The organism is Glutamicibacter uratoxydans, assembly GCF_006539925.1.
In the GTDB taxonomy this organism is placed as follows: domain Bacteria; phylum Actinomycetota; class Actinomycetes; order Actinomycetales; family Micrococcaceae; genus Glutamicibacter; species Glutamicibacter uratoxydans.
The window spans coordinates 1-25,554 of record NZ_BJNY01000020.1; the positions used below are offsets into that span (position 1 = coordinate 1).

The window sequence follows — 25,554 nt, forward strand, 5'->3', positions numbered from 1 at the left end:
TGGTTCGCCTTCGCAGTCTCCATCGGAGAAGCCGTCTGAGACGCCGTCGAAGTCGCCGAAGCCTAGCCAGACTCAGAAGCCGACCAGCCCGAACCCCGATGAGAGCAAGGACAGCTCCCAGCCGCCGAGCTCATCATCAACGGATCAGGAGAGCGAAAAGAGCAGCAGCGAATCTCCTTCGGGAACTTCGTCGTCTAGCTCCAGCCAGTCGTCCAGTGCAAAGAGCTCCAGCTCGTCATCTGGCAGCGCCAGCGCGACATCCACAAACTAGCAGCTGCTTTCGACCCCGGTCGGTTGTCCTCATTGAAGAGGACAACCTGCCGGGGTTTCGCAGTTTCAAACGCGGATTTTGACGTGTCACTTAGTGAGATTTAGGTCTCCGGACCCTATTGAGCCGATAGGATAGAGGTGAATTGCCGTCGAAGGCGACGCATGAACCCCCGCTAGTCACCACAGGAGTGAAAGCATGCCTATCGCAACCCCCGATAAGTACAATGCAATGATCGATGCAGCTAAGGCCGGAGGTTACGCCTTCCCAGCTGTGAACGTCACCAGCTCGCAGACCCTGAACGCCGCTATCCGTGGCTTTGCAGAGGCTGAGTCCGATGGCATCATCCAGGTTTCGACCGGTGGCGCAGCCTACTGGTCCGGTGCTTCGGTCAAGGACATGGTTGCTGGTTCGCTTGGCTTCGCCGCCTTTGCCCGCCAGGTTGCCAAGAACTACGGCGTGAACATTGCGCTGCACACCGACCACTGCCCGGCTGACAAGCTCGATGGCTTCGTGCTGCCGCTGCTGGCAGCCTCCGAAGCCGAGGTTGCAGCCGGCCGCGACCCATTCTTCAACTCCCACATGTGGGATGGTTCTGCCGAAACCTTGGAAGAGAACCTGCGCATCGCAGCCGAACTGCTGCCACGCGCCGCAGCTGCCAAGCAGATCCTTGAAGTTGAAATCGGTGCCGTGGGCGGCGAAGAAGACGGCGTAGAGAACGCCATCAACGACAAGCTGTACTCCACCGTCGAGGATGCACTGGCAACCATCGACGCGCTGGGTGCGGGTGAAAAGGGCCGCTACATCACCGCGCTGACCTTCGGCAATGTGCACGGCGTCTACAAGCCGGGCAACGTCAAGCTGCGCCCGGAGATCCTGAAGGACATCCAGGCCCAGGTCGGCGCAAAGATCGGCAAGGCCAACCCATTCGACCTTGTGTTCCACGGCGGTTCAGGCTCCACTGAGCAGGAAATCGCCGATGCTGTGTCCTACGGCGTGATCAAGATGAACATCGACACCGACACCCAGTACGCTTTCACCCGCCCGGTGGCAGGCCACATGTTCTCCAACTACGACGGCGTTCTGAAGGTTGACGGCGAGGTCGGCAACAAGAAGACCTACGATCCACGCGTGTGGGGCGCCAAGGCCGAAGAGTCCATGGCGGCCCGCATCGTCGAAGCCGCCCGCCAGCTGGGCTCCGCTGGAAAGTCGATCAAGTAGGCATGGTCGGCGAGAACCTTTTAGGCATTCCGGAAACCCTCCTGCCGGAGGAAACCGACGTCCTCACCCGCTATGAAGCCGGCGACGAGCCGGTGGACTTGGCCGCGCAGTTCCCTGCATCATCACTGGTGTGGGCATTGCTTGCCAACGAAGCCCACAGTGAAGGCCGCACCGTGGAATCCTACGCGTTCGCCCGCGTTGGATACCACCGCGGTTTGGACGCGCTGCGCAAGGCTGGCTGGCGCGGGCAGGGCCCGGTGCCTTGGCGCCACGAGCCCAACCGAGGATTCCTGCGTTCGCTGTATGCTCTGGGACGCGCCGCCGCCGCTATCGGTGAAGTTGACGAGGTCGAGCGCATCGGCAAGTTCCTCAATGACTCGGATCCGAGTGCCCGCGAAGCTATCGAGGCTGGCAACTAGCAGTAGCCTTGCCTTTGCACCGAAGCCCGGCCCGCCATTTGGCGGGCCGGGCTTCGGCGATTAACGGTTGGCTGATGTGGAGAAGCGGTCCCGGATCGGACATCTATCCTTTGATGAGAAGGCACTCAGAAACTTCAGCCCATTCGTTTCGAGCAGGCTCATGACCCAGAACTTTCTGCATATCGTTTAGTACGAGCAACATGGCTTCAGGCACGTTCGCTGTGGCTTTCGCGCTTAGGCTTTCAAAGCCTTCGATAGGTGTGCAGCTTAAGCACATTTTGCGAGTGTATAGCTAGCTGATATATTTATTCCTGTTGTCAAAGTACGAGTCTGGCAGTCAGTTTTTAATCAACCAGAGGTGCAATGGGGCAGGATGGTGAAAGTTATCCGCTCGTCAAAGGCCAATTTCCTTCAGGAGCGAGAAGTGAGAGAACAACTGACGGTGAACGCAACAACGAAGCGAAATCGGCGATTTGCTCGCGGCGCCACCGTCAACTCACAGGCCATAGCCTTCTCCGCCGCGGGTGTTGCGTTTCTAGCCATGTCCAGACAAATCGGCATGTCGAAGATGTTCTCAGGGGACTTTCCACCCGCTCTGGGCTACCTTGCCGGACTTGCGGTATCAATAGTATTTGCCGCCGCGCTATTCGCATATCTTCCGCAGATTGTTGCATTCTTGCTTGATGCTGCGCTGATGATCGGTGCGATCGTCTGGTTTACCTCGGACGAATCGTTACCTGCCATGGGCGTCTTTTTTGGCGTGATTGTCGGCGCAACAAGCGGAATCTTCGTTGGCATGCTGCACGGAATGAAATTGGAAGAACGCGAGATCAATCAACGTCGCCGGGAGCTTGCTGAGAAGAGCCGGTTGAATCAATCACTGGGCATCTGGTGGCGTGACGGCCACGGCGAATTTGAAGATGAAACGGCATCTGTGCTTGATGCTGAGCAATTGGTCAAGGAAATGAATGGGCGGAGAAAGGTCCGTTTGAGTTTGTTTCGTTCCGGGGCTCAGTTGGATCTATTGGGAGGTGCCAAGCAAGGCTACGTTGCCTTCTACTCGCCGCCGATCACTGCCGGTTTGAGTTCTAGACAGTGGAAACAGTTGAAGGTCAGCTCCCGTCAAGAAGAATATGAGATTCTCGTGGCAGGCCAGTCGGCCAAGAAACGAGCAAAATACAAGACGCCGTCGATGGCATTCCCCGGTTTCCGCCCGGGCCTGTTCACTGGCGACATGCTCAACGGGCAGGCCGCCACATTAGAAGCAGTAAGGCGGTTTTGCGCAACTGCAGATGTTGATCCATTTTGGAACTGGGTTGACGAGGAGCCAGCGTATTCTGCGCAACCGCTGGCTGCCGGAAGGCAACAGTTCTAAAAGCCAAAAAGTTTGAAAGTCCCGGAGATTACGCACTATCTCACCACACCTAATGAGAGGCACCTTGTGAAAACCATGAAGAATAGCCCGAAAAAATCAATCGCATCCTTTGGCGTTGTTGCACTTGCGGCCGCTCTGTCTTTGACTGCCTGCAGTTCCGCCGAGCCGAGCACTACCGTGCTGAAGATGGAGCAGCCAGGCGTAGAGTCCACCTTGACCTACTACGCTGAGGGCGACAAAGTTACCCGACAGACGACAACCAATGTTGTGAACTATGCGGAAGCTGGCATTCCTGACAAGGAAACCGCAAAGAAAATGCTGGATCAAGGACTTGAAAAGTTCCAGGGGCACGAAGGCTTGACTGACACCGTCGAGTACAAAGATACCGAGGCAATCGAAACCGTAGAAGTCGATTATTCGAAGGCTGACTACGCAGAGCTGGCCAAGGCTGGAATTGTCATGGGCGACGAAACCGGCGGCGAGGTGAAGGTTGACGTGGTCAGCCTCGAGAAGAGCCTGGAGTCGATGAAGAAGCTGGGTTATGTCCAGCAGAGCGAAGAAGGCAAGTAGCCTTTCATTCTTATTTTCCACCGGCGGGTCCGTGCTCAATGCGCGGGGCCGCTTGGCATATTAAGCGGAAGGCGGGCTATTGCCGGCGGCATGGTCAATCCTGCCAATGACGAAACAACAGAACTCGGAATTCAGCGTCTCTTCACACATGCAGAACGGCCCTTTGAAAGGCTGATTAACCTGTGATGACTTAATTATCCAAGAGCAAATATTAGAAGTCTCTCATCATTTTCTCTCAGTAGATTCATCAAGGCTCATTAGCGTTGGAAAGGTCATAAACACCTCCCACCCCCAGGAGCACATCATGGTTTCGTTCTATTCAGCGTTGGCTGCCAACTGCATTGGGCTAGCTGTACTCGTCTACGGAGTGTACTTCCGCCGCCACCACCGTCGAGATTTGGTGCTGGCCTATATGGCCTTGGGCTCGGGAATCTTCGCTGTGACAATGCTGCTGTCCAGCAGTGCGGCAGGAATGGGCCTCGGGCTGGGACTCTTCGGCATCCTGTCGATCATCCGTCTGCGTTCGGATACCTTGACCCAGGAAGAAGTTGCGTACTACTTCGTTTCCCTGGCCATCGGTCTGGTCAACGGCCTGCACCCAGATCCAGCATGGCTTGCTCCGGCGGTGACGGCAGCGCTGGTTGTCGTGATGTTTGTTGTTGACCATCCTGGATTTGCCCGCAGGACGGAACGCCAGACCATCACCATGGAACGGGCCTACCCGAAGCAGGAAGACCTGCACGCAGCACTTGATGAGCTTTTGGGCGCTCAGATCTTGAGGACTGTCGTGCTGGAGCTGGACATGGTGCGTGACCTGACGATCGTCGACGTCCGCTTCAGGGTGCGCGCCGGCAAGCCAAGTGCTGCAGCCGTCAAAGCGCAGATTGTAGAGCTGGCAGATGAGCCGCGCGCCACCGCTGGGACGTGGTCCCGATGAGTCCCGCCGATACGTCTGTCGAGGAACTCATTCGGGCCGCAGATCGCCGCGATGCCATCGGCCTCGATGAAGTGATGTCCGAGGCTGCGCTGCAGTCCCGGATCGATAGGAAATACCTGCTGACAGCACAAGAGCTGCGCGAGTTCGTCTTGCTGATGGACTGCGAATACCGGATCCTGCAGATTGGGCAGCGGCGGCTGTTCGGCTATGAATCGGTCTACTTTGATACGGCAGATTACATGGGGTATCGCGACCACCGGCAGGGGCGCCGCCGCCGCTACAAAGTCCGGTCGCGGACCTATACGGATACCGGCCTGTCGATGTTCGAAATCAAGACCAAGGGCCTGCGCAATATGACCGTCAAGCACCGCATGGAGCAGGAGCATTCGCTTGCCGACCGCATCAGCAGCGATGCCAAGGTATTCCTTGACTCCGTCATCGCCGAGGAATACGGCGAGGCGGTTCCCGAACTTCTGCCGGTCATGCGCAACAGCTATCGCCGGGCGACCTTCGTCGCCCCCGCCTACTCAGAGCGCGTAACCTGCGATGTCCAGCTGAACTTCAGCAATAGCTCCGCCTCGGTGGCCGGCCCCGACGCGGTGGTCGTCGAGACGAAGAGCCTGAACGGGCGCGGAGTGGCTGACCTTGCCCTGAGGCATTTGGGGATCCGCGACGTGTCAATGAGCAAGTACTGCGTTGGCATGGCGCTGCTGCATCCCGAGCTGCCAGCCAACAAGTGGGACCGGCTGCTGCGCCGCCGCTTCGGCTCGGAGCGCGTGCGCGACTAGCGGCGGCAGACGAGCCGGTAGCCGACGCCTCGCACGGTTTCCAGCCGCGCCGCGCCGAGCTTCGAGCGCAGGTACCTGACGTAGACGTCGACGACGTTGGAACCAGGATCGAAGTCGTAGCCCCATACCCGGGACAGGATCTGCTCGCGGCTGAGCACCTGTTCCGGGTTTCTCATGAACGTTTCGGCCAAGGCGAATTCCCGGGAGGACAATTCGATTTCCCGGCCGTCAGAGAACACCGTATGGCGCAGCAGGTCCATGGACAGCCCGTCGTATTCGAGCACCGAGCTGGCTGGATTCGCGTCGGCGGGACGCAGCCGCAGGCGCACCCGCGCCAGCAGCTCGTCGAAGTGGAAGGGCTTGGTCATGTAGTCGTCGGCCCCGTTCTGCAGCCCCATCACCGTATCGTCAATTCCGTCGCGCGCGGTGAGGATGATCACCGGCGTCGTCATCCCGGCGGAGCGCAGCCGTGCCAGCAGGGAGAAGCCGTCCTCATCGGGCAGCCCCAGGTCGAGGATGACCAGGTCGAAGGCATTGGATGCGGCAAGTTCATACCCCGTTGCCGCATTCTGCGCAGTGGAGGTGGTCAGTCCCGCCGCCTTCATGCCCTTGGCGATGAAGGCGCTGATGCGCTGCTCGTCTTCAATGATTAGCACGGTGCTCACGCGGCTGCTCCTGGCTGTCGGACTGGGATTTCAAGAAAAACTGTGCACCCGGCCCCCGGCCGGGACAGCACGTGCAGCTCTCCGCCGTGGGCTTCGGCGATGGCCTGGACGATGTTCAGCCCCAGCCCCGACCCGTCGGTGCGCACTGCGTTGCTTCCCCGCCCGAAGCGTTCGAAAATCCGCGGCAGGTCTTCTGCGGGGATGCCGCACCCTTCATCGGCGACGCTCCACCGCAGCATCTGGACGCCATGCTTTTCAACGAACCTGGTGTCCAGCGTGATCTTGGTGCCAGGCTGCGAGAATTTCACCGAGTTGGCGCAAAGCTGCAGCATCGCCTGGGTGATCCGCCGCGGGTCCAGATCGGCATCGGCTTCCGCCCTGCCGTTGATTCTGAATTGCCGGTCACCCAAGGCGCGGGCCTTGTCGTGGATCTCGTCGAGCAGAATGCCGACCGGCGTGCGCTTGGGCACGGCGAAGTCCGGGCGGTTGGACTTCGCGAGCGTTACCAGGTCTTCGATCAACAGTGACATGCGATTCAGCTCGTCGAGGGCAATTTCCAGCGAGGCCTTGACGTCTTGCGGGTCGTCAGGGTCGATGAGCTGCAGATGCCCGCTGATGATCGTCGTCGGTGTTCTCAGTTCGTGCCCGACGTCGTCGAGCAGCTGGCGTTGGGTGTTCAGCGCGGTTTCCAGCCGGTCGAGCATCTCATTGATGGTCCCTGCCAGATGGGCGAACTCGTCATGCCCCACGACGTCTACGCGCCGTGCGAGGTCCGTGTCGCTGATCAGCTTTGCGGTGTGCTGCAGCTGGCGGATCGGCCGGAGCATGCGGCTGACGAAGAACCATGACGCTCCGGCGGCAATTGCCATGGCGATGGCGCCGGCTGCGCCGAAGCTCAGCATATTGCGGTTGATTTCAGCAATTTCGGCGGAGTAGTCGAAGGCAACGACAAAGCTGCTGTATTCGGTGTCTGCGGGGAGCTTGACCGGGACGATGATGGCGCGATAGGTCGTCATCTCGGTGGTGATCGTGCGCAGCGCGATCTTTTCTTCAGGGGCGACGCTGTTCACGGCACTCATCAGCTGCTGGTCGCCCTCCAGCCGGAGCGCCACGACATCGGGCGCAGTCCACGTGACTGTCTGGCCGTGCAGCCCGACCATTCCCTGGTGCACTGCCGGCATGGTGCGCTGCATTGCCCGGTAGATCAGGTCCTGGGCCTTGTCATAGGGGCCCAAGGTGCTTGGCGCGATGCCGGTGTCGGAGAGCACCTGCAGCTCCTGGGCCGAGCGAATCAGCTCGTCGTCCAAGCGCTCGTTCAGTGCATGGCGCTGAACTACATATCCTGTGGCTCCTGCGATCAGCAAGGTCAAGCTGACCAGCAGCAGCATCCCCGAAATAAGACGAGCCCTGATGGAGTACGGCCTAGTCCTCGTCTTCGTCATCGTCTTCTAGATCATCGCTGTCGTAGTCGTCATCAAAATCGTCATCGTCATCAAGATCGTCATGTCCCGCTGGCGGCAGGGGAGTTACCGCGCGACGTGTCGGCGCCGGCGGCTTGGCAGGCGCCGGGGTCGTGGACTTTGCTTCGCCTCGGGTTTTTTCTGGAGCCTGTGCAGACGAGCTGGCAGGGGATTGCGTTGCCTTGGCGACAGACGGCGACGTCGACGGAGCCGTTGTCGGTTTGCCGGTGGGCGTTGGCCGTGAATCCTGCTCGACAATGACTCCTGCGCCGAGATCTCTATCGGGCGGCGCAGCGAGGGTGGCGTTTAACCCCCACGCGCCAAGGCTGGCCAGCAGCACCAGCGCCAGCACGGCGATGGTTTGCTTCAGTGCGCGAGTGGTCATCTACCCATTGTGCATAGGGTGGATTAAATTCAGATGAGAATTACACGTTATTGCGTCGCAAATGCTCAAAGATGATGCTGGTTTGGGTCGATGAGAAGACCCTGTTGGCTCCCAGGTGCGCGGCGACGAAGCCGCGCAGGTCATCGATGCTTCGGGTGGCTACCCTGACCAGCAGGTCGGGCGAACCGCCAAGGACGAAGACATCCTTCACCTCCGGCAGCGCCTGCAGCGTTCTGGCAGATGACAGCAGCCTGTCGCGGGCATTGGCCGCCACCACGACGGAGATCATCGCATTCACGTCCACGCCCAGCAACGCCTCATTGATCTGGGCGTGGTAGCCGGTGATGATCCCTGCTTTGGCCAGGGCCTTGACCCGCCCGAGGCAGGTGGAAGGAGCAAGCCCTACCTGCGCCGCCAAGATGTTGTTGGCGATGCGGGCGTCCGCCTGCAGCGCGCTGAGGATTGCCAGGTCGGTTGAATCAACGCGAACCGGGTTCGGCAAAGACTCGCCCTGAACCGCCCATAATGAATCTGACACGAAAAATCTCCATAATTCTTATGAATAGTTCGGAATCACTCGTAGTTTTGTGCTCTGAATTCTACTCTTGATGATGCAAGGCGGCCGTTGCCGCCGCGGCTTCGGTTGGCAAGGAGAGCGGAGAAAAAGATGTCCAAGGAAATAACGCGCGAAGAGCTGGCGCAGCTGGATGCCAGCGACCCGCTGACAGGCTTTGCCGAGCGCTTCGAACTCCCCGAGGGCGTCATCTACCTCGACGGCAATTCCCTGGGTGCATTGCCCAAGGGTGCCGCGGCCCGCGCCGCGCAGGTGGTCAATGAGGAGTGGGGCAAGGGCCTGATCCGTTCCTGGAATTCCGCCGGCTGGTTCGAGATGCCGCTGAAGCTGGGCGACAAGCTCGGAAAGTTGCTGGGCGCGAACCCCAATGAAACCGCCATCACCGACACTACGAGCCTGAACCTGTTCAAGACGCTGGCCTCTGCGCTGCGCACCCAGAAGGCGGATGCCCCGCAGCGCCGGGTGATCATCACCGAACGGGACAACTTCCCCACCGACATCTACATCGCCGAGGGCCTGGCAGACCTGGTCAACTCCCTGTCCCAGGAATCCGGCATCCCCTACGAGGTGCGGCTGATCGACGACGAGGCATCGCTGCGCGATGCACTGGGAGAGGACACCGCGGTGCTGGCCCTGTCCCACGTCAACTACCGCACTGGCGCCATGTGGGACATGGTGGGAATTACCGCCGAAGCCCACCGTGCAGGAGCCCTGGTGGTATGGGACCTGGCCCACGCGGCCGGAGCGGTGCCGGTGGACCTGAACGGAGCTGACGCCGACTACGCGGTGGGCTGCACCTACAAATACCTCAACGGCGGCCCGGGTTCGCCAGCCTTCATCTGGGTCAACCAGCGCCACCACGACCGGTTCTGGCAGCCACTGTCCGGCTGGTGGTCGCACAATGCGCCTTTCGCCATGGCCGACCACTACACCCCCGCCAACGATGTGCGCCGCTTCATGTGCGGCACCCAGCCGGTGACCTCACTGGCCATGATCGAGGTGGGCCTGGACATCGCGCTGGAAGCGGACATGTCAGCGGTGCGCGCCAAGTCCCTGGAGCTGACCGACCTGTTCATCGAGCTGGTGGAGACCCGCTGCGCCGAGTACGGGCTAGAACTTGTCACCCCGCGCGAACACGAGCGCCGCGGCAGCCACGCAAGCTTCCGCCACGAGCACGGCTATGAAATCATGGCGGCGCTGATCGAACGGGGCGTGATCGGCGACTACCGCGAGCCCGAGGTATTGCGCTTTGGCATTACCCCGCTGTACCTCTCGCGTTCCGACATTTGGGATGCCGTGGAAATCCTGCGTGAGATTCTGCACACCGGCTCCTGGCAGCGCGAAGAATACGCAGTGCGAAACGCCGTGACCTAGCACCTGGCTCGAAACCCCGGATATCTGCTGAAATATCCGGGGTTTTGCTCTGCGAGTACGCTTATACGCAGCGCAGGTCGGCAGCCCTGCGTGCAGTACACGCAGACAGAGGGAGCATCGTTGGCACAGAAGCCCGGACACACCACGGGAGCGCAAACCGGCCTGAAGAAGGCGCTGACGCCTGCGCAGATGGCAATGATTGCGCTGGGCAGCGCGATCGGCACCGGGCTGTTTGCCGGCAGCAAGCTGGCGATCATGCTCGCCGGCCCCTCGGTCATCCTCAGCTACGTCGTCGGTGGCATCATTGCGCTGCTGGTCATGGGCGCGCTGGCGGAAATGACGGTTCGCCTCCCCGTCGCCGGATCTTTCGGCGTCTATGCAGAACGTTACCTGGGGCGCTTCGCCGGCTACCTGACCAAGTACATGTACTGGTCCGCGCTGATCTTCGCGGTGGGCACCGAGGTCAGCGCCATCGGCGAGTACATGCAGTTCTGGTTCAGCGATATCCCCGGGCTTCTCTGGGTGCTGCTCTTCTCCGCCGTGCTGCTGGCGGTGAACTTCTCCAGCGTCAAGGTCTTCGGCACCACCGAGTACTGGTTCTCGGCGATCAAGGTCTTCGCGGTGGTCGCATTCATCATCATCGCCGCGTGGCTGGTCTTCCACGACCCTGCCGACCAGTTCAGCTTCGCCAACTACACTGCCGAATCCGGCTTCTTCTCCAATGGGCTGTCCGGCACCTGGAGCGCCGTGATCGTGGCGATCTTCTCCTATATGGGCATCGAGGCGATTTCCATCGCCGCCGCCGAAGCGCACAACCCGCAGCAGGCGGTGCGCAAGGCCTTCCGGGTGTCCTTCCTGCGTCTGCTGCTGTTCTACGTGCTGACCATGGCGCTGATCCTGGCCATCGCACCGGATTCCGAGCTGGTCTCCGGCGCTTCGCCATTCGTCACCGTCATGTCCCAGGTAGGCATCCCCTTCGCCGACTCGGTGCTGAACTTCGTGCTGATCATCGCCGCCCTGTCCGCCATGAACGCACAGCTCTACGCGGCAACCCGCATGCTGCATTCGCTGGCCGATGCAGGGCACGCCCCGCGGCTGGCCCACCGGACCAACAGCAAGGGCGCGCCGCTGCATGCGGTGTGGATGTCGGCAGGCGGCATCGCCGTGGCGGCGATCGTCTCCGCGCTGGCCCCCGAGGGCGGTTTTGGGCTGATGCTGTCCCTGGCCACCTTCGGTGCGCTGGCCACCTGGTTCATGATCCTGGTGACCCACGTCAGCTTCCGCCGCAAGGTGCGGCGCGAGGATGCGCCGCTGGAATTCAAGCTGCCAGGCTACCCTGCGGCCTCGCTGCTGGGGGCCGTACTGCTCGGCGCCCTGCTGGTCACGACCTACTTCGTCCCGCAGTTCAAGTACACGCTGGTCTTCGGCATTCCCTTCGTAGCTGTCATGTCCCTGCTCTACGCGCTGGTGTTTGCCCGCAGGAAGCAGGCGGCAGGCAGCTAGGGGCGCAGCCTGAAGAAGGAGGTGCCCGCCACCTGGTGGGCACCGGGAACCAGTGCGATCTTCAGTCCGGGGTTGAATTCGCCCAGCAGCTGCTCGCCGCTGCCCAGCAGCTGCTCGCCGCTGCCCAGCAGCTGCTCGCCGCTGCCCAGCAGCTGCTCGCCGCTGCCCAGCACCGAGGCGATCTTGGCTGGCTCCACCGGTTCGAGCAGCCATTCGCGCGGGCCCGCCCCGATATGCAGCAGGTTGCTGCTCTGGTCGAACTGCAGCCAGGCGCTGATCCAGTCGTTGGCGAAGCGCGGCAGCGGGTTGGCGGCGGCCAGAAGCGGAGAGGTGGAAAGTGTTGCATTGTGCATGAGTACACGCCCCTTTGGGTCGTTGTCCTTGCCCGCCGCACGGCTGCGCGGCTGGCCGCTTCGTCACCCGAACCACCCGCCGTACAACTGTGTGGGGTTGGTGCCTGGCTAGTCGGGGCTTGCCGCCAGATCTCGTGAAGCTGATTCAATGCTAGGCAGGGCATCCCACAAGATGGAAGAACCGCCAGCCAATTGCCACTGCGCTGGTCATGGTTCGTCGTGATGCGCAACGCAGCGTCATTTTGAGCCAGCTGCAGGCGGCTAAGATCGAAGGTGGCCTGCGGTCGGCAGGAGCGAAAACATCGAAGGGGCGAAAGTGGCCAAACTGTATTTCCGCTACGGGGCAATGAACTCGGGGAAGTCCACGAGCCTCTTGCAGGCCGCCTTCAACTATGAAGAGCGCGGCCAGCGGATCCTACTGGCCAAACCTGGGGTGGACACCAAGGGGGAAAGCTCCATCGTTTCGCGTCTGGGGCTGAGCCGGGAAGTCGACTTCACCGTCGCCCCGGAGGAGAATCTGCGCGAGAAATTCCAAGAGGCGGCGGCGGGCGACGACCCCAACGCGCTGGTCACCCACGTGGATGCGCCGCCGGTAGCCTGCCTGCTGGTGGACGAGGCGCAGTTCTTCACCCGCGAGCAGGTCAACGACCTGCTGCGCATCGCGGTGCTCGACGACGTCCCGGTGCTCGCCTACGGCATCCGCACCGATTTCAGGACCCAGGCCTTCCCCGGTTCAGCCCGCCTGATGGAGCTTGCCCATTCGCTGGAAGAGCTGAAGACCATCTGCCGCTGCGGGCGCAAGGCGATGTTCAATACCCGGCGCGTCGGAGACGCTGTCGTGTTCGACGGGGACCAGGTGGCGATCGACGGCGAAGACGTCTGGTACGAGTCCCTGTGCGCCGCCTGCTATCTGGAACTCTCGGGAGGCAAGCTGGACTAGCCGGCCAGTCCTGCTACCGCGCGCTGCAGGCCCCAGTCGAAGCCGTCGCTTTCGCTGGAATCAACGTCAAGCTGGACGAGGTTCTGCCGGTAGGCCACGGAGCCGAGCACGTGGTTGAGCAGCAGCTGCTGCCCAAAGCGAGACTGCTCTTCTGACAGCCCTGCATCCTGCAGCAGGGAGCGCAGCTGCAGGACCGGCTGCAGCTGTCCTGCCTGCATGGCACTGGCGACCTCGATGACTTCTGGGCTGTCCTGGATGGGCAGCAGTGCCAAATACAGCTTTCTTGCCAGCTGTAGGACGGCATCTGCAGGCGTGGCGAAGTCCTCGGCCCGCACCGCAAGCTCCGGGGTGTTCAGCAGCTTCGCCGCCACTGCCGCCAGCAGCTCCTGCTTGTTCTTGACGTGCCAGTACAGGGCGCCGACTTGAACATCCAGCTCCTTGGCCAGGCGCCGCATCGACAAGTCAGCAAGCCCAAACTGTTGCAGGATTTCGACCGCGGTATCCACGACGGTCAGCTGAGTCAATGCCATGCCCCCAGTCTAGACGGTGGGCCTGAGACAACAGTGCCGGGAAAACTGGCAGGCTTATAGACGAAGTCCATGGGAAGGAGGCAGGATGAGGCACCTGCTGGAGGTTTCGCTGTTTGCTGTTTCGGGGCTGGCCGCCGTTTTTATCCGCAGCTTTGTCTTCGACTACGAATTGCTGGCGTTCCAGCTCGTGATTGCGGTGCTGTATTTCTTCACCGTCCGCAAGTGGATCAAGGGACTGCCGCGCACTGTTGCGAGCGTTTTCCGCAGGAATACATGGATCCTTGTGCTCGCGGCCGGGCTGTGCATCTTTGATGCTTTCGCCCCCGCCGTTGGCTGGCTGCTGCTGATGTTTGCCGTAGTGATCGCGGTGCGAGCTTGGCGCTATGGGGTGCCGGACGTGGACCGCAGGGATGTTCCCGCGGTGCTGCAGAAGATCTAGCGCCTAGACTGTTCTGTCTAAGTAGACTAATCTGTCTAGATATACAGACTTGTCTACTTGGAGGCCGTCATGCCCGAGCGAATCAGCGCCCGCACCAAACTGCTGGATGCAGCCTCCCGGCTGTTCTATGCCAACGGCATTTCCGCCACCGGGATCGACGCGGTGATCGCTGAAGCCGGAGTGGCGAAAATGAGCCTGTACAACAACTTCGCTTCGAAAACTGGCCTGGTTTCCGCTTATCTGGAAGCGCGGCATGAAGAATGGCTGGGCCTATACCGGGCGCACCTGGCCCATGCCGACGGCTCCGCTGGCGGCGTGCTGGCGGTGGTCGAGGCCTACATCGACCATGCGGAAGCCGGGTACGAGCATGGATTCCGCGGATGCGGCCTGCTCAACGCGGCGGCCGAACTGCCGGCGGGCGATCCGGGGCGGCAGGTGGTCGCCGGCCACAAGGCCCAGGTGGAAGGCATCATCCGCTCGCACCTCGAAGAGCTGGCGGCGCCAGATGAGGCGGCCGCGCTCGCCGAACAGATTTCCTTCCTGCTGGAGGGAGCTATTAGCCGGGCCGGGCTGGAGGGCGGCAGCGAGCTGCTGTACCGCGCGAAGAGCCTGATCGACGCCATGGTGCGTGCGCTGTGAGCAGCCGGTGCGGACAGGGGGTGACGGGTGCGATTCTAATGCTGCTGGTGGCGTCGGTGCTGTGGGGGACCACGGGCACTGCCGCCGCCCAAGCAAGCAATGTGTCGCCTCTGGCCATGGGCGCTGCATCCCTCGGACTTGGCGGTCTGCTGCAGGCGCTGACCGCCGTCAAGCCGCTGGCCGCGGCGCGGGAATCGCTGCGGCTGAACCGGCGGACGGTTTTGATCGGAGCCCTGGGGATCGTGGTCTATCCGCTGGCCTTCTACAGCTCCATGCGCCTTGGCGGGGTAGCTTTGGGAACCGTCATTTCTCTGGGGACTGCTCCGCTGTTTTCTGGACTGCTTGAGCGCATTGTGGATGGAGCACGGCTGGGCAGGCGCTGGTATTCCGCGGCGTTCCTGGGCATCTGCGGAAGCAGCCTGCTGGGTTTCGCTCGGGCCAGCGGTGAGCAGTCCGACGCGGCGGCAGTGCTTGCCAGCTGCCTGCTGGGCCTGGCTGCAGGTGCAAGCTATGCGGTGTACTCGTGGGCAACAAGCCGGTTGATGTCTGCGGGAATTGAGCGTAGGGCGTCCGTCGGATCGGTCTTCGGGCTGGGCGGGCTGCTGCTCATGCCGGTGCTGCTGGCTGCCGGCGCGCCGCTGCTGGACAGCTGGCAGAATCTTGCGGTCGCAGCATACCTGGCCCTCGTGCCGATGTTCCTCGGATATGTTCTCTTCGGCATGGCGCTGAGCAAGGTCAGCGCCAGCACCGCCACCACTGTGACGCTCAGCGAGCCTGCGGTGGCGGCGGTGCTTGCAATGGGTCTGCTCGGCGAAAGGCTTGGACTCTCCGGGTGGCTGGGCATGGTCCTGATCGCCGCGGCGTTGATTGCCCTGCTGCTCAGGTCCAAGAGCGCCCAGCCTGCCGATCGGGAACTAGCCCAAGCCCTGTCCGGCTAGCGCGCGGAGGCCGGGCGAACCGGCTGCTGCAGCTCGGTGACCCAATCCTGCTGATCCTCTGATTCGCTGCGCACGTAGAGCTCTCGGCACGGTCCATCAGGAACATAGCCGCGGGCCAACAGCTGGTCGTGGACTTCCTGCCAGCTTGCGCCGATCTGGTCCATAGGGCCCAGATGGATCCCGCAGATCGACAAGGGAGCCTCAGGAACTTCCAAAATGTCGAATCCAGGCTCTGCCGGCTTGTCGAACTCATAGCCAGCGACAATGCGCAGCCCTTCTTCGACGGCCAGATACTGGGCAATGGGCATGCCCAGTTCGTGGCCTTCCAGGGCTTCTTCAATCTTTCCGAACAGCGGGCCAACGGCCGGTCCTACCAGCGCTTGTTCGGCAACGGTCTGGGTGCATACCGCCAGCCGCAGGGCCGGCAGGGGCTTCTCGATGATTTCAATCGTGGACATTGACTGCTCCCTTTCAATGAGCTGGAGTCTTAGCTCGACGTCGACAAGCCGCGCGGCGGCAAGCTGGTGCTCAGCTTCGACTTCCTCGCGCCGTACGCGCAGCAGCTGTTCTATGCGTTGGGCGTCAATGCCCTGCTGCATGAACAGGAGGATGTCGTCGAGCCCAAAGCCCAATTGGCGCAGCGCAACAATGCGATGCAGCTGTGCCAGCTGGGACGGGTCGTAGGAGCGGTAGCCGCTGAACTTGTCGACGTGCGCCGGCACAAGGATGCCTGCCGAGTCCCAGTGCCGCAGCATGCGGTGGGTGACTTGGCCAAGCTGTGCGAAGGCTCCGATGGTTAACATGTATCTGTTTTCCACTCTTCCACTGTGTCAGTGTCAACTTTTCTCATCAAAAGCATTGCCTAGGCTGGTTGAACGAGTCCCTAGGATCCATTTTTCCCCTTGGACCAGTGGGCCATCAGCAGGGCTTGCGCCTGCTCCTCCGTGACGGAAGAAATCTCGGAGTCTGGAAGATCAAGCTGGTCCCGCAGCGCCGTGATCATCCAGAGCGGCAGCGAGGATTCTCGGACAGGCTCAGTATTGGCCTCGACGGTCTCGTAAAGTCTGCCCATTTCGTGCAGCACCTCAGCCAGAGGGCGGAGCTTTGGATCGTTGCCGATGCGTTCGACTCTGGAGACAAGCTCCTCGTAGACTTCACTATCGGCTCTTGCACCTACTGCCCACACTTCGGAGATGTCCAGGATTGGAATTCCCGATGGGTCCTCGGAAACACGCCAGACTATTCTCCAACTCCTGTCGCCCACGACGATTTTTCGGAATCCAACCAGGGCTCCTAGAAGAGGCTCTCCGGCTTCTGGCGACCTTTCCAGGATGAGCATCTTTTTGAAGACCGCTCGCACGATACTCGGGTCTTTCTTATGCAACCGGTGTATATCGGAGACCGCGTCCTCGGTGAGGCGAACGACGCACAAACGCGGTGGCTGCCGGCTCACGAGTTTTCGGCTGCGGAGTCTTCTTCAATTTCAGCTTCAAGCTCCGCGCGGCTGAAACCGAAGTGTTCCATCGCCTTGTCTAGCGTGGTGCGGACCCCGCTGTCAGTGGCAAAGCGGGCCATAACCAACGCGGCATCTCGTAAAGTCTCCCGATCTTGCCTGAGCGAGGACAGCTCCTTGGTGGAAATGACCTCGGCAACGACTTTCCCATGGCGGGAAAGTGTAACTTCCTGCCCGTTTTCCGCCGTGGCAACGAGAGCGGAAATGCCCTTTTTGGACGCTTCGGTGATGCTTAAACTGGCCATGAATAAACTATATAGATTTCTATATAGAACTTCAATGGACCGAGCAATGTCTTCGGCTCGCGGGTTGTCATTCTCGCCGATGACCGTGAGCTCTCATCTGCTTGAGAGCAGAGGCGCTGGTCGTCAGCTGATACTGTGGCTGCGCGGAGGACTGGTTCTGGCGAATTGGTGCAACTTGTGTTGCCGGTTATCTGCGCCGGTGCGCCCCATCTCCAACTATTCAGTGAATGGCGACTGGGCCTGACCCCGGTGTGGATGGACCAGGCTGCAGGTTGCAGGCCGTTGAGGTCATGGCCAATGATCCACACCAGCCCTTTTCCCTTGATTCTGTCGTTCAGCACAACAGCGATGGAATAGTCCCGTTCACCCGAATTCTCCTCGGCCCACTGCCGGACCGAATCAAAGGAGGCGCGATGGATGTCGTAGGTTTCCACTGCGCGATCTGGCCGCGTGAAGAAGTAGACCCGATAGGTGGGCCAGTCGATTTCCCAATGGGAGTCGCGCTCGTCGACTTCGGTGACCTGCATATTTCCTCCCTCGCAGTGTAGAAGTCCCAGTATGTCAGCCCCGGGAATCCACATGACGTGACGCTCTCATATCGTGAACTTTATCTTTCACTATTTGAAACTTTCTGCTTTCGTAGAAGGTGCTAAGAAACTTTCACATGCCACCGGGGCCCGCACATTTGCGCGGCGCCGACTCGACAGAATGAGGTTGACCATGAAGATTGGCGTTGTAGGCGCAGGCGGAGTCGGCGCATATTTTGCGGCTGTTTTGGCGCGAGCAGGCAACGAAGTGCACATCCTTTCTACCCCGCGGCATGTTGAACCAATCCGCACCAAGGGCCTGCAGGTCACCACCGCCGACGGCATCTCCGGCTTCACCATCCATCCCGCAGGCATCACCGCCGACGCCGCGGAAATCGGCCAGTGCGAAGCGGTCATTGTCGCTAGCAAGGCGGGCCAGGTGCGCCACGTCATGGAATCAGCCGCAGCCCTGATTGGGCCGCAGACTGCGGTGCTTCCGCTGCAAAATGGAGTTACCGCAGTTCAGCAGATCGCCGATGCCGTCGGCCCCGGCCATGCCCTGGGCGGAGTCTGCATGATCATCTCCTACCTGGTGGAACCGGGAGTGGTGCATCATGTGGGCGGGCAGCCGGCGATCACCCTGGGAGAGCTGGACGGCACCGCAACCAAGCGCGTTCTGGATTTGCAGGTGGCCCTGGAGGAAGCACGGGTCAAGACGATCCTGTCGCCGCATATCCAGACCGATATCTGGCGAAAGTTCATGCTAATCACCTCCTATGGCGGCGTCGGCGCACTGTCGGGGGAGCCTGTCGGACGCACCCGAAGCAACGAGCTCAGCCGTTCGCTCGTGCGCGACGCCATGGCTGAGGTGGCGGCGCTTGCCACCGCCGCCGGCGCGCCGTTGGGCGAAGCAGACATCGACTCCATGATGGGGCAGTTCGACGCATTTGAACCTGCCAGCACCGCCTCGATGCAGCGGGATCTGGCCGCCGGCCGGCTCTCTGAAATTGAGGAGCAGAGCGGCGCAGTAGTGCGCATCGCAGCCGAATACGGTGTTCAGGTGCCGATCCACGACACCATATACCGTGCGCTGAAGCTGCGCGACGGCGCGGCGCTGGTGCAGGCCAGCTAGGCTCGAAGCAGCCGATTATTTCGGACAGGAATTATCGGGCGGCCAATGGCTTGAGCGAAGCAGACTAGTAGGTGAAGGGAGCAGACATGATTGCAGAACTGAACCGGGTGCTGGAAGCGGTAGAAGCCGGGCTGCGCGGTGAGCTGGATGTTGCACGGCTGGCAGCGGCGCAGGGAACCACCGAGTACCACTTGCGCCGGATGTTCTCCTCGCTGACCGGGATGCCGCTTTCCGAGTACATCCGCCGCCGGCGGATGAGCGCCGCGGCGTCCGATGTCATCGGGGCAGAATCGCTGCTAGATATTGCTGTCCGCTATGGCTACGGGTCCACCGAAGCGTTCGGCCGGGCTTTCCGCTCGGTGCACGGAGCCACCCTGGCCCAGGTGCGCAGCCATGGAGGCCCCCTTCGAATGCAGGCAAAACTCAGGCTCAGCCTGAAAGTCGAAGGAGATGTCGTTATGGACGCACGCATTGTTGACAAGGAAGATTTCAAGCTCATCGGTCATGCGGCCCGGGTGCCGCTGATCCACTACGGGGTCAACCCGCACATTCAGGCGCATATTGCCTCGCTGCCGATCAGCGAGCACCTTCGCCTCAAGGAACTCTCGCAGACCACTCCGCCGGGGCTGCTGCAGGTCAGCGCGGATGTAGATCCCGACTATGCCGAAGGCAGCGAGTTGACCTACCTGCACGGCGTGGCGGTGGAGCCCTCCAGCGAGGTTCCGCAAGACCTGGACGTCATCGAAGTCCAGGCGGGAAGCTGGGTGGTCTTCAGCGTTTCCGGCCCCTATCCTGCTGCGCTGCAGGAAGCCTATGCCCAGTCTGCGAGCCAGTGGTTCCCCTCGAACCCCTGGCTGCTGCGCCAAGGCCCCTCCATCGTTGCAGTACTGGAGCGCGCCGAAGATTTCAGCACCGCAAGCATTGAACTGTGGCTGCCGGTGGAGCGGGCCTGAACAGCGAGCAGACGAGCCGGAGAGCCTGGCAGTTTTGCTCTCCGGCAGCCGCCGTCCGTGCCCGGCGCACCGTCATGAGCTCGAGATTCGCCAACCATTTCGGTAAACTTTGGTCGTAAGAGCCCCTAACTCTTGCGCTGCGCAGGATTGGGGCATATTTTTTGCCCGGTACCGTGCCGGGCCGGCGCGAAGCACGCCGCAACCGCTGCTTTTTATGCAAGGGGGAGGATCCCATGCCAGCAATCGTGATCGTCGGAGCCCAGTGGGGCGATGAAGGTAAGGGAAAGGCCACCGACCTGCTCGGTGGCAAGGTCGACTACGTAGTCAAGCCAAACGGCGGCAACAACGCCGGGCATACAGTGGTCGTCAACGGCGAAAAGTACGAGCTCAAGCTCCTGCCTGCCGGCATTCTTTCCCCGAACGCAACCCCGATTATCGGCAATGGCTGCGTGGTGAACCTTGAAGCCCTCTTCGATGAGATCGACGGCCTGGAATCCCGCGGCGCGGACACCTCGCGCCTGCGCGTCTCCGCCAACGCCCACCTGGTGGCCCCGTACCACCAGACCATGGACAAGGTCACCGAACGCTTCCTGGGCAAGCGCGCCATCGGCACCACCGGCCGCGGCATCGGTCCGGCCTACATGGACAAGATCGGCCGCCTGGGCATCCGCGTGCAGGACGTCTTCGACGAATCCATCCTGCGCCAGAAGGTCGAAGGCGCGCTGCGCCAGAAGAACGAACTGCTGGTCAAGGTCTACAACCGCCGCAGCGTCATCGTCGAGGACATCGTGCAGTACTTCCTGTCCTACGCCGAGCGCTTGCGCCCGCTGGTCATCGACTCCACCTATGAACTGAACAAGGCACTGGACGAGGACAAGGTGGTGCTCATGGAGGGCGGCCAGGCCACCTTCCTGGACGTGGACCACGGCACCTACCCGTTCGTGACCTCCTCGAACCCCACTGCCGGCGGCGCCAGCGTGGGCTCGGGCATCGGCCCGACCCGCATCACCCGCTCCATTGGCATCATCAAGGCCTACACCACCCGCGTGGGCGCCGGCCCATTTCCGACCGAGCTCTTCGATGAGATGGGCGAATACCTGCAGAAGACCGGCGGCGAATTCGGCGTGAACACCGGCCGTCCGCGCCGCTGCGGCTGGTACGACGCGGTGCTGGCGCGCCACGCCTCGCGCGTGAACGGCTTCACCGACTACTTCGTCACCAAGCTGGACGTGCTGACCAACATCGAGAAGATCCCGGTCTGCGTGGCCTACGACGTGGACGGGGTACGCCACGACGAAATGCCGATGACCCAGACCGACTTCCACCACGCGAAGCCGATCTTCGAGTACTTCGATGGCTGGACCGAGGACATCTCCGGCGCCAAGACCCTTGAGGATCTGCCGGAGAACGCCCGCAACTACATCCTGGCCCTGGAGAAGATCAGCGGCACCCGCATCTCCGCCATCGGCGTGGGTCCGGACCGCGACCAGACCATCGTGCGCTACGACCTGATCAACGACTAGGTCTCCTGACAGCAGTAAGCCGACGGCTGCCGAACCTGAATTGGTTCGGCGGCCGTCGGTTTTGTCGTTATTGGACAATCTTGGGACTCAACGCAAACAGCGCTCCGGTAGCATTTCTGCCATGGCCAAACGCAAAACCCTGCCCAAGAACTTTGAAGAAATGCTCACTTCCTCTTCATTGGAAGAGCTCAAGGCAGTCTTCGACAAGTGCCAGCTTGATGCCTACGGCGTATACAGCAAATGCACCGCTTTGGGATTTCTGGACTGCCCGGATGAGCTGATCAGCTGGCTGGTGGAGCAGGGGTTGGACGTTGATGCTGCGGATAACTACGGCGGCACAGCGCTGTGGGAGCGGGCCAGCATGGGCCGCACGCAGCAGCTGCCGCTGCTCATTTCTCTGGGCGCAGATGTCAATGCCCGCAGAGCAGGAGGCGTCACGCCGCTGCACGCGGCGGCCGAAGGAGGCCATGTTGACGCCGCGCAGATTCTGATCGATGCAGGTGCTGACAGGCTTGCGCTGACTTCAAGCTTTGGCCAGACGCCGCTGCTTTTTGCGCTGGGCCGGACCCGCAACGCGCAGATTCCCGCCGCTGCGCGGATCGCGGAGCTGCTGCTGGAACTTGGCGAACCTGTCACCGCCCAGCTGCAGGGCGAGGTGGAGCGGATCGGCAAGGAGTTTGAGCGGCACCGGGAGAACTTCAACCCTGACTTTGTGGCTGACGTTGATGCGGGACTGCGCCGCCTCTACGAGCTGTTTGACGTGGCACCGGCTGCGCCGCGCATCGCCTACGACGGGCGCTCGCCGATTGTGGTTGACGGGGCAACCTGGCAGAAGCGCCACGAGCAGCTCTGGGAGCTGTTGGTTCCAGCTTCAGGATCCGGGAGCACCACGCAGGGAGAAGCCATCCGCATTTCCGGACGCATCGCCGACGAGATTCTGGGCAACGGCGGGATCAACTGGGACAAGGACTTCAAGGCCATGCTCGCCTCGCTGCCTGGCCTGCTGTCCCGTGGCCAAGCCCTGCCAGAGCCTGATCTTGCAGCGGTGCAGGAGCTGGCCAAGTCCCTGCGCTCGGGCACTGCAGACAGCGGGCAGATCTACCAGCTCAGCGAGCTGGTGGTGGCATGGGTGGGCTTGAACCCCGAGCCTCTTGAACTGGGCCCGGTGTCCTACCGCAGGTAGATGCCGCAGCGGCCGGTGCAGCTGATTTCTTGAATCAGCGGCACCGGCCGCAATGGTGATCTGGGCCCTGAAGCGCGCGGGTGGGAAAGGGTGCGAACCCAGGGAAGCCCAGAAATCTTTCGAGCATCAGTTCTCGATGCTCACGCCTTCTTCCTGCGACTTGCCCGAGACGCGCAGGTTCCAGTGCTGGAGCACTGCTGAATCGGTGGCCTTGGAGAAGACGGAGACCAGGATGAAGGTCACCGCGGAGGCGATCAGGCCGAAGTAGATCGGCTCGTTGGCGTAGACGCCGTCGAACTTGTTCTCCGCCTGGATCTCCAAAACGATCATGGTGCCCAGGGTGACGATGGTGCCCACCGCCATGGAGGCAGTCGCGCCGTGCCCATTGCCGCGCTTCCACAAAAGGCCGCCGATGATCGCCACCAGCAGGCCGCCGACCAGGATGTCATAGGCGATGGTCAGCGCCGCGACCACGTCGTCCACCAGGATCGCAAGGGTCACGGTGACCAGCCCCAGGACCAGCACCCAGATGCGGTTCGCCCGCACGTCGTGCTCGGGATTCTCGTTGGAGTTCACGACGATGTTCTTGCCGAACCAGCTGGCGACGAACGGGGTGACGTCGGTGCGCGCCACGGTGGCCGCCGCGATCAGCGCGCCGGATGCGGTGGACATCATCGCCGCCACGGCGGCGGCCATCACCAGGCCGCCCACGGCCACTGGCAGCAGCTGGGTGGCGACCTCCGCGTAGACCACGTCCTTGTTCGCTTCGGCACCGGCGATGTTCGGCAGCGCCACGCGGGCGGCCATGCCGATGATTGCGCCGGCGGCGCCGTAGAGCACGCAGTAAATGCCTGCGGTGGTGCCGCCCCAGCGGGCCACCTTGGGGGTCTTAGCGGTGAACACGCGCTGCCAGATGTCCTGGCCGATCAGCAGGCCCAGGGTGTAGACCACGAAATAGGTGATGATCGACTGCACGCCGATCCCGGTGATGTCGAAGAACTCGTCGCCGATGCGCTGGCGGATGCCGTCCATGCCGCCGGCCGCGTTCAGCGAGAACGGCAGCATCAGCGCGAAGATGCCGATGGTCTTGATGACGAACTGCACCTGGTCCGCCAGGGTAATCGACCACATGCCGCCGATGGTGGAGTAGATGATCACGATCGCGCCGCCCACGGCGATGGCTACCCACTTCTCCCAGCCGAAGAGCACCACGAAGATCGTGGCGTAGGCGCTGGTGGAGGTGGCGCAGAGCATCAAGGTGTAGGCGAGCATGACGATGCCGGAGGTATTGGTTGCCGCCTGGCTGCCGTAGCGCAGGGACAGCATCTGGGAGACGGTGAAGACCTTGAGCTTCTGCAGGGTCGGGGCGAAGGCCAACGACAGCAGAATGACGCCGGCGCCGATGGCCACCACGAGCCACATGCCGGAGATGCCCCATTTGTAGCCAAGTCCCACGCCGCCCACCGTGGAGGCGCCGCCCAGAACGACGGCGGCCATAGTGCCGGTGTAGAGGAAGGGGCCGAGGCGGCGGCCTGCGACCAGGTAGTCGCTGCTGTTTTTGGTGCGGGATTTGCCCCACCAGCCAAAGGCCAGCATGGCCGCGAGATAGAGCGCGACGATGAGCCCATTGATGTAATCCATGCGGATGCCTAACTAAGCGAATGATGCCTAATGGTAAACATTAGTTTTCTCACAGAATATTGGGTGGCAGTGATCTGGTCAACATCTTTTAATTCAATGTCCGCATAGTGTCTACCGGGACATCTAAACTTTCATCGGGTGCTAAAAATATAGCCCTGTGGGGACGAAAAAGGTTGTGGAAATGAATGACGTGCTGATCGAAAGCCTGATCCGGGCTGTGCAGGCCGCTCCCGAGGACGCGGCGCTGCGACTGCATCTTGCCCAGCTGCTGGCCGGAGCCCAACGCCATCCAGAAGCGTTAGCCCACATCAACACGGTCATCCAGCAGGATCCCGGCAATGCCGCAGCCCTGGGCTTGCTCGCCGAAGTGACCTCGGCGCTGATCGGCGGGCCGGTACAGGTTCCTGCCCAGGCGCCAGTTCAGGCCCCGCAGGAACAGCAGCAGGAGCCTGCCAAGGAAGACTACGACTGGCAGGCGGGAGACGCGCAGTTCTCCGACCCGATCCCTGCTCCCTTCGTCGAGCAGCGCATAGAAATGGGCGAGGAGAGCGCGGCCATCGAGCCGCCGGTTGAACCTGCCGGCGAGCCGATCACCCTGGCGGATGTCGGCGGCCTGCAGAACGTCAAGGACCGGCTGACCGAATCCTTCCTGGCGCCCATGCGCAATGCCGCCATTGCCAAGGCCTTCGGCAAGTCGCTGCGCGGCGGGCTGCTGCTCTACGGTCCTCCCGGATGCGGCAAGACCTTCGTCGCCCGCGCGGTAGCAGGCGAGCTGCAGGCGAACTTCATGGCGGTGACCATGACCGACATCCTCGACTCATATATCGGCAACACTGAAAAGAATCTCAAGGCAGTCTTCGACAAGGCCCGCGAGAACGCGCCGACCGTGCTGTTCTTCGACGAGGTTGACGCGGTGGGCCTGCGCCGCGGCTCGCTGAGCGGATCCGCCTCCTGGCTGCGCCAGATGGTCAACCAGCTGCTAATGGAAATGGACTCGCTGACCTCCAACAACGACGGCCTGTACATCCTGGCCGCCACCAACCACCCGTGGGATCTGGACGAAGCGTTACTGCGCCCGGGCCGCCTTGACCGCTCGGTGCTGGTCACCCCGCCGGATGCTGAGGCCCGCGAGTCGATCCTGCGCCACCATCTTGAGCGCCGGCCCATCGCAGGGATCGACCTAGGCTGGATCATCGAACGCACCGAGGGCTTCTCTGGAGCGGATCTAGAGCATTTGAGCACCACCGCCGCGGAAAAGGCGATGATGCAGTCCATCGCTGCCAACGAGGTGATTCCGGTAGGCATGGAACACGTCCAACAGGCGTTGAAGGACGTGAAGCCGTCCACCCTGCCGTGGCTTGAATCGGCGCGCAACGTCGTGCGCTTCAGCAATGAGAACGGACGCTATGACGATCTAGCCCAGTACCTCAGCTCGCGGAAGATGCTCTAGGCAACAAGA

The 25,554-nt window shown here is 61.7% G+C and carries 28 protein-coding genes and 1 riboswitch; of the genes, 17 read left to right on the forward strand and 11 right to left on the reverse strand.

What is annotated here, in order from left to right; translation table 11 throughout:
• Positions 1-466: 466 nt before the first annotated feature.
• From fbaA to AUR04nite_RS14885, 6 genes are all read left to right on the forward strand, one after another.
• Positions 467-1,489, forward strand: a complete 1,023-nt coding sequence (gene fbaA, locus AUR04nite_RS14860) for a class II fructose-bisphosphate aldolase (protein WP_141366531.1) — start codon at positions 467-469, stop codon at positions 1,487-1,489.
• A gap of 2 nt (positions 1,490-1,491) precedes the next feature.
• Positions 1,492-1,908, forward strand: coding sequence for a DUF3151 domain-containing protein (locus AUR04nite_RS14865; protein ID WP_141366533.1), 417 nt, complete (start codon positions 1,492-1,494; stop codon positions 1,906-1,908).
• A 424-nt stretch (positions 1,909-2,332) separates the two neighbouring features.
• Positions 2,333-3,283 carry a TRAP transporter large permease gene (locus AUR04nite_RS14870; protein ID WP_141366535.1) on the forward strand — a complete coding sequence of 317 codons (951 nt, stop codon included), beginning with the start codon at positions 2,333-2,335 and terminating at the stop codon, positions 3,281-3,283.
• Between the two features lie 141 nt (positions 3,284-3,424).
• The gene (locus AUR04nite_RS14875) at positions 3,425-3,853 is read left to right on the forward strand and encodes a DUF1307 domain-containing protein (protein WP_170184229.1); all 429 of its coding nucleotides are present in this window, start codon (positions 3,425-3,427) and stop codon (positions 3,851-3,853) included.
• Positions 3,854-4,157: 304 nt separating this feature from the next.
• A complete protein-coding gene (locus AUR04nite_RS14880) occupies positions 4,158-4,790 on the forward strand; it encodes a DUF4956 domain-containing protein (RefSeq protein ID WP_141366539.1) in 633 nt (210 codons plus the stop codon).
• Positions 4,787-5,578 (forward strand): VTC domain-containing protein, encoded by a 792-nt coding sequence (locus AUR04nite_RS14885; protein ID WP_141366541.1) that lies wholly within the window; start codon positions 4,787-4,789, stop codon positions 5,576-5,578. The genes AUR04nite_RS14880 and AUR04nite_RS14885 overlap by 4 nt, the downstream gene beginning before the upstream one ends.
• Here the strand turns inward: AUR04nite_RS14885 and AUR04nite_RS14890 are convergent.
• Genes AUR04nite_RS14890 through AUR04nite_RS14905 form a run of 4 tightly spaced genes read right to left on the reverse strand, consistent with a single transcriptional unit; the run spans position 5,575 to position 8,626 of the window.
• Positions 5,575-6,243 carry a response regulator transcription factor gene (locus tag AUR04nite_RS14890; protein WP_141366542.1) on the reverse strand — a complete coding sequence of 223 codons (669 nt, stop codon included), beginning with the start codon at positions 6,241-6,243 and terminating at the stop codon, positions 5,575-5,577. The genes AUR04nite_RS14885 and AUR04nite_RS14890 overlap by 4 nt on opposite strands.
• The gene (locus AUR04nite_RS14895; protein ID WP_246055550.1) at positions 6,240-7,685 is read right to left on the reverse strand and encodes a sensor histidine kinase; all 1,446 of its coding nucleotides are present in this window, start codon (positions 7,683-7,685) and stop codon (positions 6,240-6,242) included. The genes AUR04nite_RS14890 and AUR04nite_RS14895 overlap by 4 nt, the downstream gene beginning before the upstream one ends.
• Positions 7,666-8,088, reverse strand: a complete 423-nt coding sequence (locus AUR04nite_RS14900) for a hypothetical protein (RefSeq protein WP_141366544.1) — start codon at positions 8,086-8,088, stop codon at positions 7,666-7,668. The genes AUR04nite_RS14895 and AUR04nite_RS14900 overlap by 20 nt, the downstream gene beginning before the upstream one ends.
• 40 nt (positions 8,089-8,128) lie before the next feature.
• Positions 8,129-8,626, reverse strand: a complete 498-nt coding sequence (locus AUR04nite_RS14905; RefSeq protein WP_246055551.1) for an Lrp/AsnC family transcriptional regulator — start codon at positions 8,624-8,626, stop codon at positions 8,129-8,131.
• Positions 8,627-8,755: 129 nt separating this feature from the next.
• On the opposite strand from AUR04nite_RS14905, the gene kynU reads away from it, so the two are divergent.
• Both kynU and AUR04nite_RS14915 read left to right on the forward strand, forming a co-directional pair.
• Entirely contained in the window at positions 8,756-10,036 is a 1,281-nt protein-coding gene (gene kynU / locus AUR04nite_RS14910; RefSeq protein ID WP_141366546.1) for a kynureninase, read from the forward strand.
• A 120-nt stretch (positions 10,037-10,156) separates the two neighbouring features.
• Entirely contained in the window at positions 10,157-11,539 is a 1,383-nt protein-coding gene (locus AUR04nite_RS14915) for an amino acid permease (RefSeq protein WP_246055552.1), read from the forward strand.
• Here the strand turns inward: AUR04nite_RS14915 and AUR04nite_RS14920 are convergent.
• On the reverse strand, positions 11,536-11,892 hold the full coding sequence (locus AUR04nite_RS14920; RefSeq protein ID WP_141366548.1) for a hypothetical protein: 357 nt from the start codon (positions 11,890-11,892) through the stop codon (positions 11,536-11,538). The genes AUR04nite_RS14915 and AUR04nite_RS14920 overlap by 4 nt on opposite strands.
• A 19-nt stretch (positions 11,893-11,911) precedes the next feature.
• Positions 11,912-12,032, reverse strand: a riboswitch (SAM riboswitch).
• Positions 12,033-12,208: 176 nt separating this feature from the next.
• Here AUR04nite_RS14920 and AUR04nite_RS14925 point away from each other — a divergent pair.
• A complete protein-coding gene (locus tag AUR04nite_RS14925; protein WP_141366550.1) occupies positions 12,209-12,832 on the forward strand; it encodes a thymidine kinase in 624 nt (207 codons plus the stop codon).
• On the opposite strand, the gene AUR04nite_RS18455 is transcribed toward AUR04nite_RS14925, so the two are convergent.
• On the reverse strand, positions 12,829-13,362 hold the full coding sequence (locus AUR04nite_RS18455) for a TetR family transcriptional regulator (RefSeq protein WP_141366552.1): 534 nt from the start codon (positions 13,360-13,362) through the stop codon (positions 12,829-12,831). The genes AUR04nite_RS14925 and AUR04nite_RS18455 overlap by 4 nt on opposite strands.
• Before the next feature lie 85 nt (positions 13,363-13,447).
• On the opposite strand from AUR04nite_RS18455, the gene AUR04nite_RS14935 reads away from it, so the two are divergent.
• From AUR04nite_RS14935 to AUR04nite_RS14945, 3 genes are all read left to right on the forward strand, one after another.
• Complete coding sequence (locus AUR04nite_RS14935; protein ID WP_141366554.1) at positions 13,448-13,801, forward strand: hypothetical protein; 354 nt, start codon at positions 13,448-13,450, stop codon at positions 13,799-13,801.
• Between the two features lie 69 nt (positions 13,802-13,870).
• Complete coding sequence (locus AUR04nite_RS14940; RefSeq protein WP_141366556.1) at positions 13,871-14,440, forward strand: TetR/AcrR family transcriptional regulator; 570 nt, start codon at positions 13,871-13,873, stop codon at positions 14,438-14,440.
• Positions 14,441-14,478: 38 nt separating this feature from the next.
• A complete protein-coding gene (locus AUR04nite_RS14945) occupies positions 14,479-15,378 on the forward strand; it encodes a DMT family transporter (RefSeq protein ID WP_141366640.1) in 900 nt (299 codons plus the stop codon).
• Here the strand turns inward: AUR04nite_RS14945 and AUR04nite_RS14950 are convergent.
• From AUR04nite_RS14950 to AUR04nite_RS14965, 4 genes are all read right to left on the reverse strand, one after another.
• Positions 15,375-16,181 carry a MerR family transcriptional regulator gene (locus AUR04nite_RS14950; RefSeq protein WP_141366558.1) on the reverse strand — a complete coding sequence of 269 codons (807 nt, stop codon included), beginning with the start codon at positions 16,179-16,181 and terminating at the stop codon, positions 15,375-15,377. The genes AUR04nite_RS14945 and AUR04nite_RS14950 overlap by 4 nt on opposite strands.
• Before the next feature lie 80 nt (positions 16,182-16,261).
• On the reverse strand, positions 16,262-16,831 hold the full coding sequence (locus AUR04nite_RS14955) for a type II toxin-antitoxin system RelE family toxin (RefSeq protein WP_246055553.1): 570 nt from the start codon (positions 16,829-16,831) through the stop codon (positions 16,262-16,264).
• The gene (locus tag AUR04nite_RS14960) at positions 16,828-17,136 is read right to left on the reverse strand and encodes a type II toxin-antitoxin system Phd/YefM family antitoxin (protein ID WP_141366562.1); all 309 of its coding nucleotides are present in this window, start codon (positions 17,134-17,136) and stop codon (positions 16,828-16,830) included. Before AUR04nite_RS14960 ends, AUR04nite_RS14955 begins: the two co-directional genes overlap by 4 nt.
• Entirely contained in the window at positions 17,124-17,663 is a 540-nt protein-coding gene (locus AUR04nite_RS14965) for a hypothetical protein (RefSeq protein WP_141366564.1), read from the reverse strand. The genes AUR04nite_RS14960 and AUR04nite_RS14965 overlap by 13 nt, the downstream gene beginning before the upstream one ends.
• A 193-nt stretch (positions 17,664-17,856) precedes the next feature.
• Between AUR04nite_RS14965 and AUR04nite_RS14970 the strand changes: the two genes are divergently transcribed.
• From AUR04nite_RS14970 to AUR04nite_RS14985, 4 genes are all read left to right on the forward strand, one after another.
• Positions 17,857-18,795 (forward strand): ketopantoate reductase family protein, encoded by a 939-nt coding sequence (locus tag AUR04nite_RS14970; protein WP_170184230.1) that lies wholly within the window; start codon positions 17,857-17,859, stop codon positions 18,793-18,795.
• A gap of 86 nt (positions 18,796-18,881) precedes the next feature.
• Positions 18,882-19,748 (forward strand): AraC family transcriptional regulator, encoded by an 867-nt coding sequence (locus AUR04nite_RS14975; RefSeq protein ID WP_141366568.1) that lies wholly within the window; start codon positions 18,882-18,884, stop codon positions 19,746-19,748.
• A 233-nt stretch (positions 19,749-19,981) separates the two neighbouring features.
• On the forward strand, positions 19,982-21,271 hold the full coding sequence (locus AUR04nite_RS14980; RefSeq protein WP_141366570.1) for an adenylosuccinate synthase: 1,290 nt from the start codon (positions 19,982-19,984) through the stop codon (positions 21,269-21,271).
• A 121-nt stretch (positions 21,272-21,392) separates the two neighbouring features.
• Positions 21,393-22,454 (forward strand): ankyrin repeat domain-containing protein, encoded by a 1,062-nt coding sequence (locus AUR04nite_RS14985; RefSeq protein ID WP_141366572.1) that lies wholly within the window; start codon positions 21,393-21,395, stop codon positions 22,452-22,454.
• 126 nt (positions 22,455-22,580) lie between these two features.
• Here the strand turns inward: AUR04nite_RS14985 and AUR04nite_RS14990 are convergent, their stop codons facing one another.
• Entirely contained in the window at positions 22,581-24,095 is a 1,515-nt protein-coding gene (locus tag AUR04nite_RS14990; RefSeq protein WP_141366575.1) for a sodium:solute symporter, read from the reverse strand.
• A 181-nt stretch (positions 24,096-24,276) separates the two neighbouring features.
• On the opposite strand from AUR04nite_RS14990, the gene AUR04nite_RS14995 reads away from it, so the two are divergent.
• Positions 24,277-25,545: an AAA family ATPase gene (locus AUR04nite_RS14995; RefSeq protein WP_141366576.1), complete on the forward strand. Its 1,269-nt coding sequence runs from the start codon at positions 24,277-24,279 to the stop codon at positions 25,543-25,545.
• The last annotated feature ends 9 nt before the right edge of the window (positions 25,546-25,554 follow it).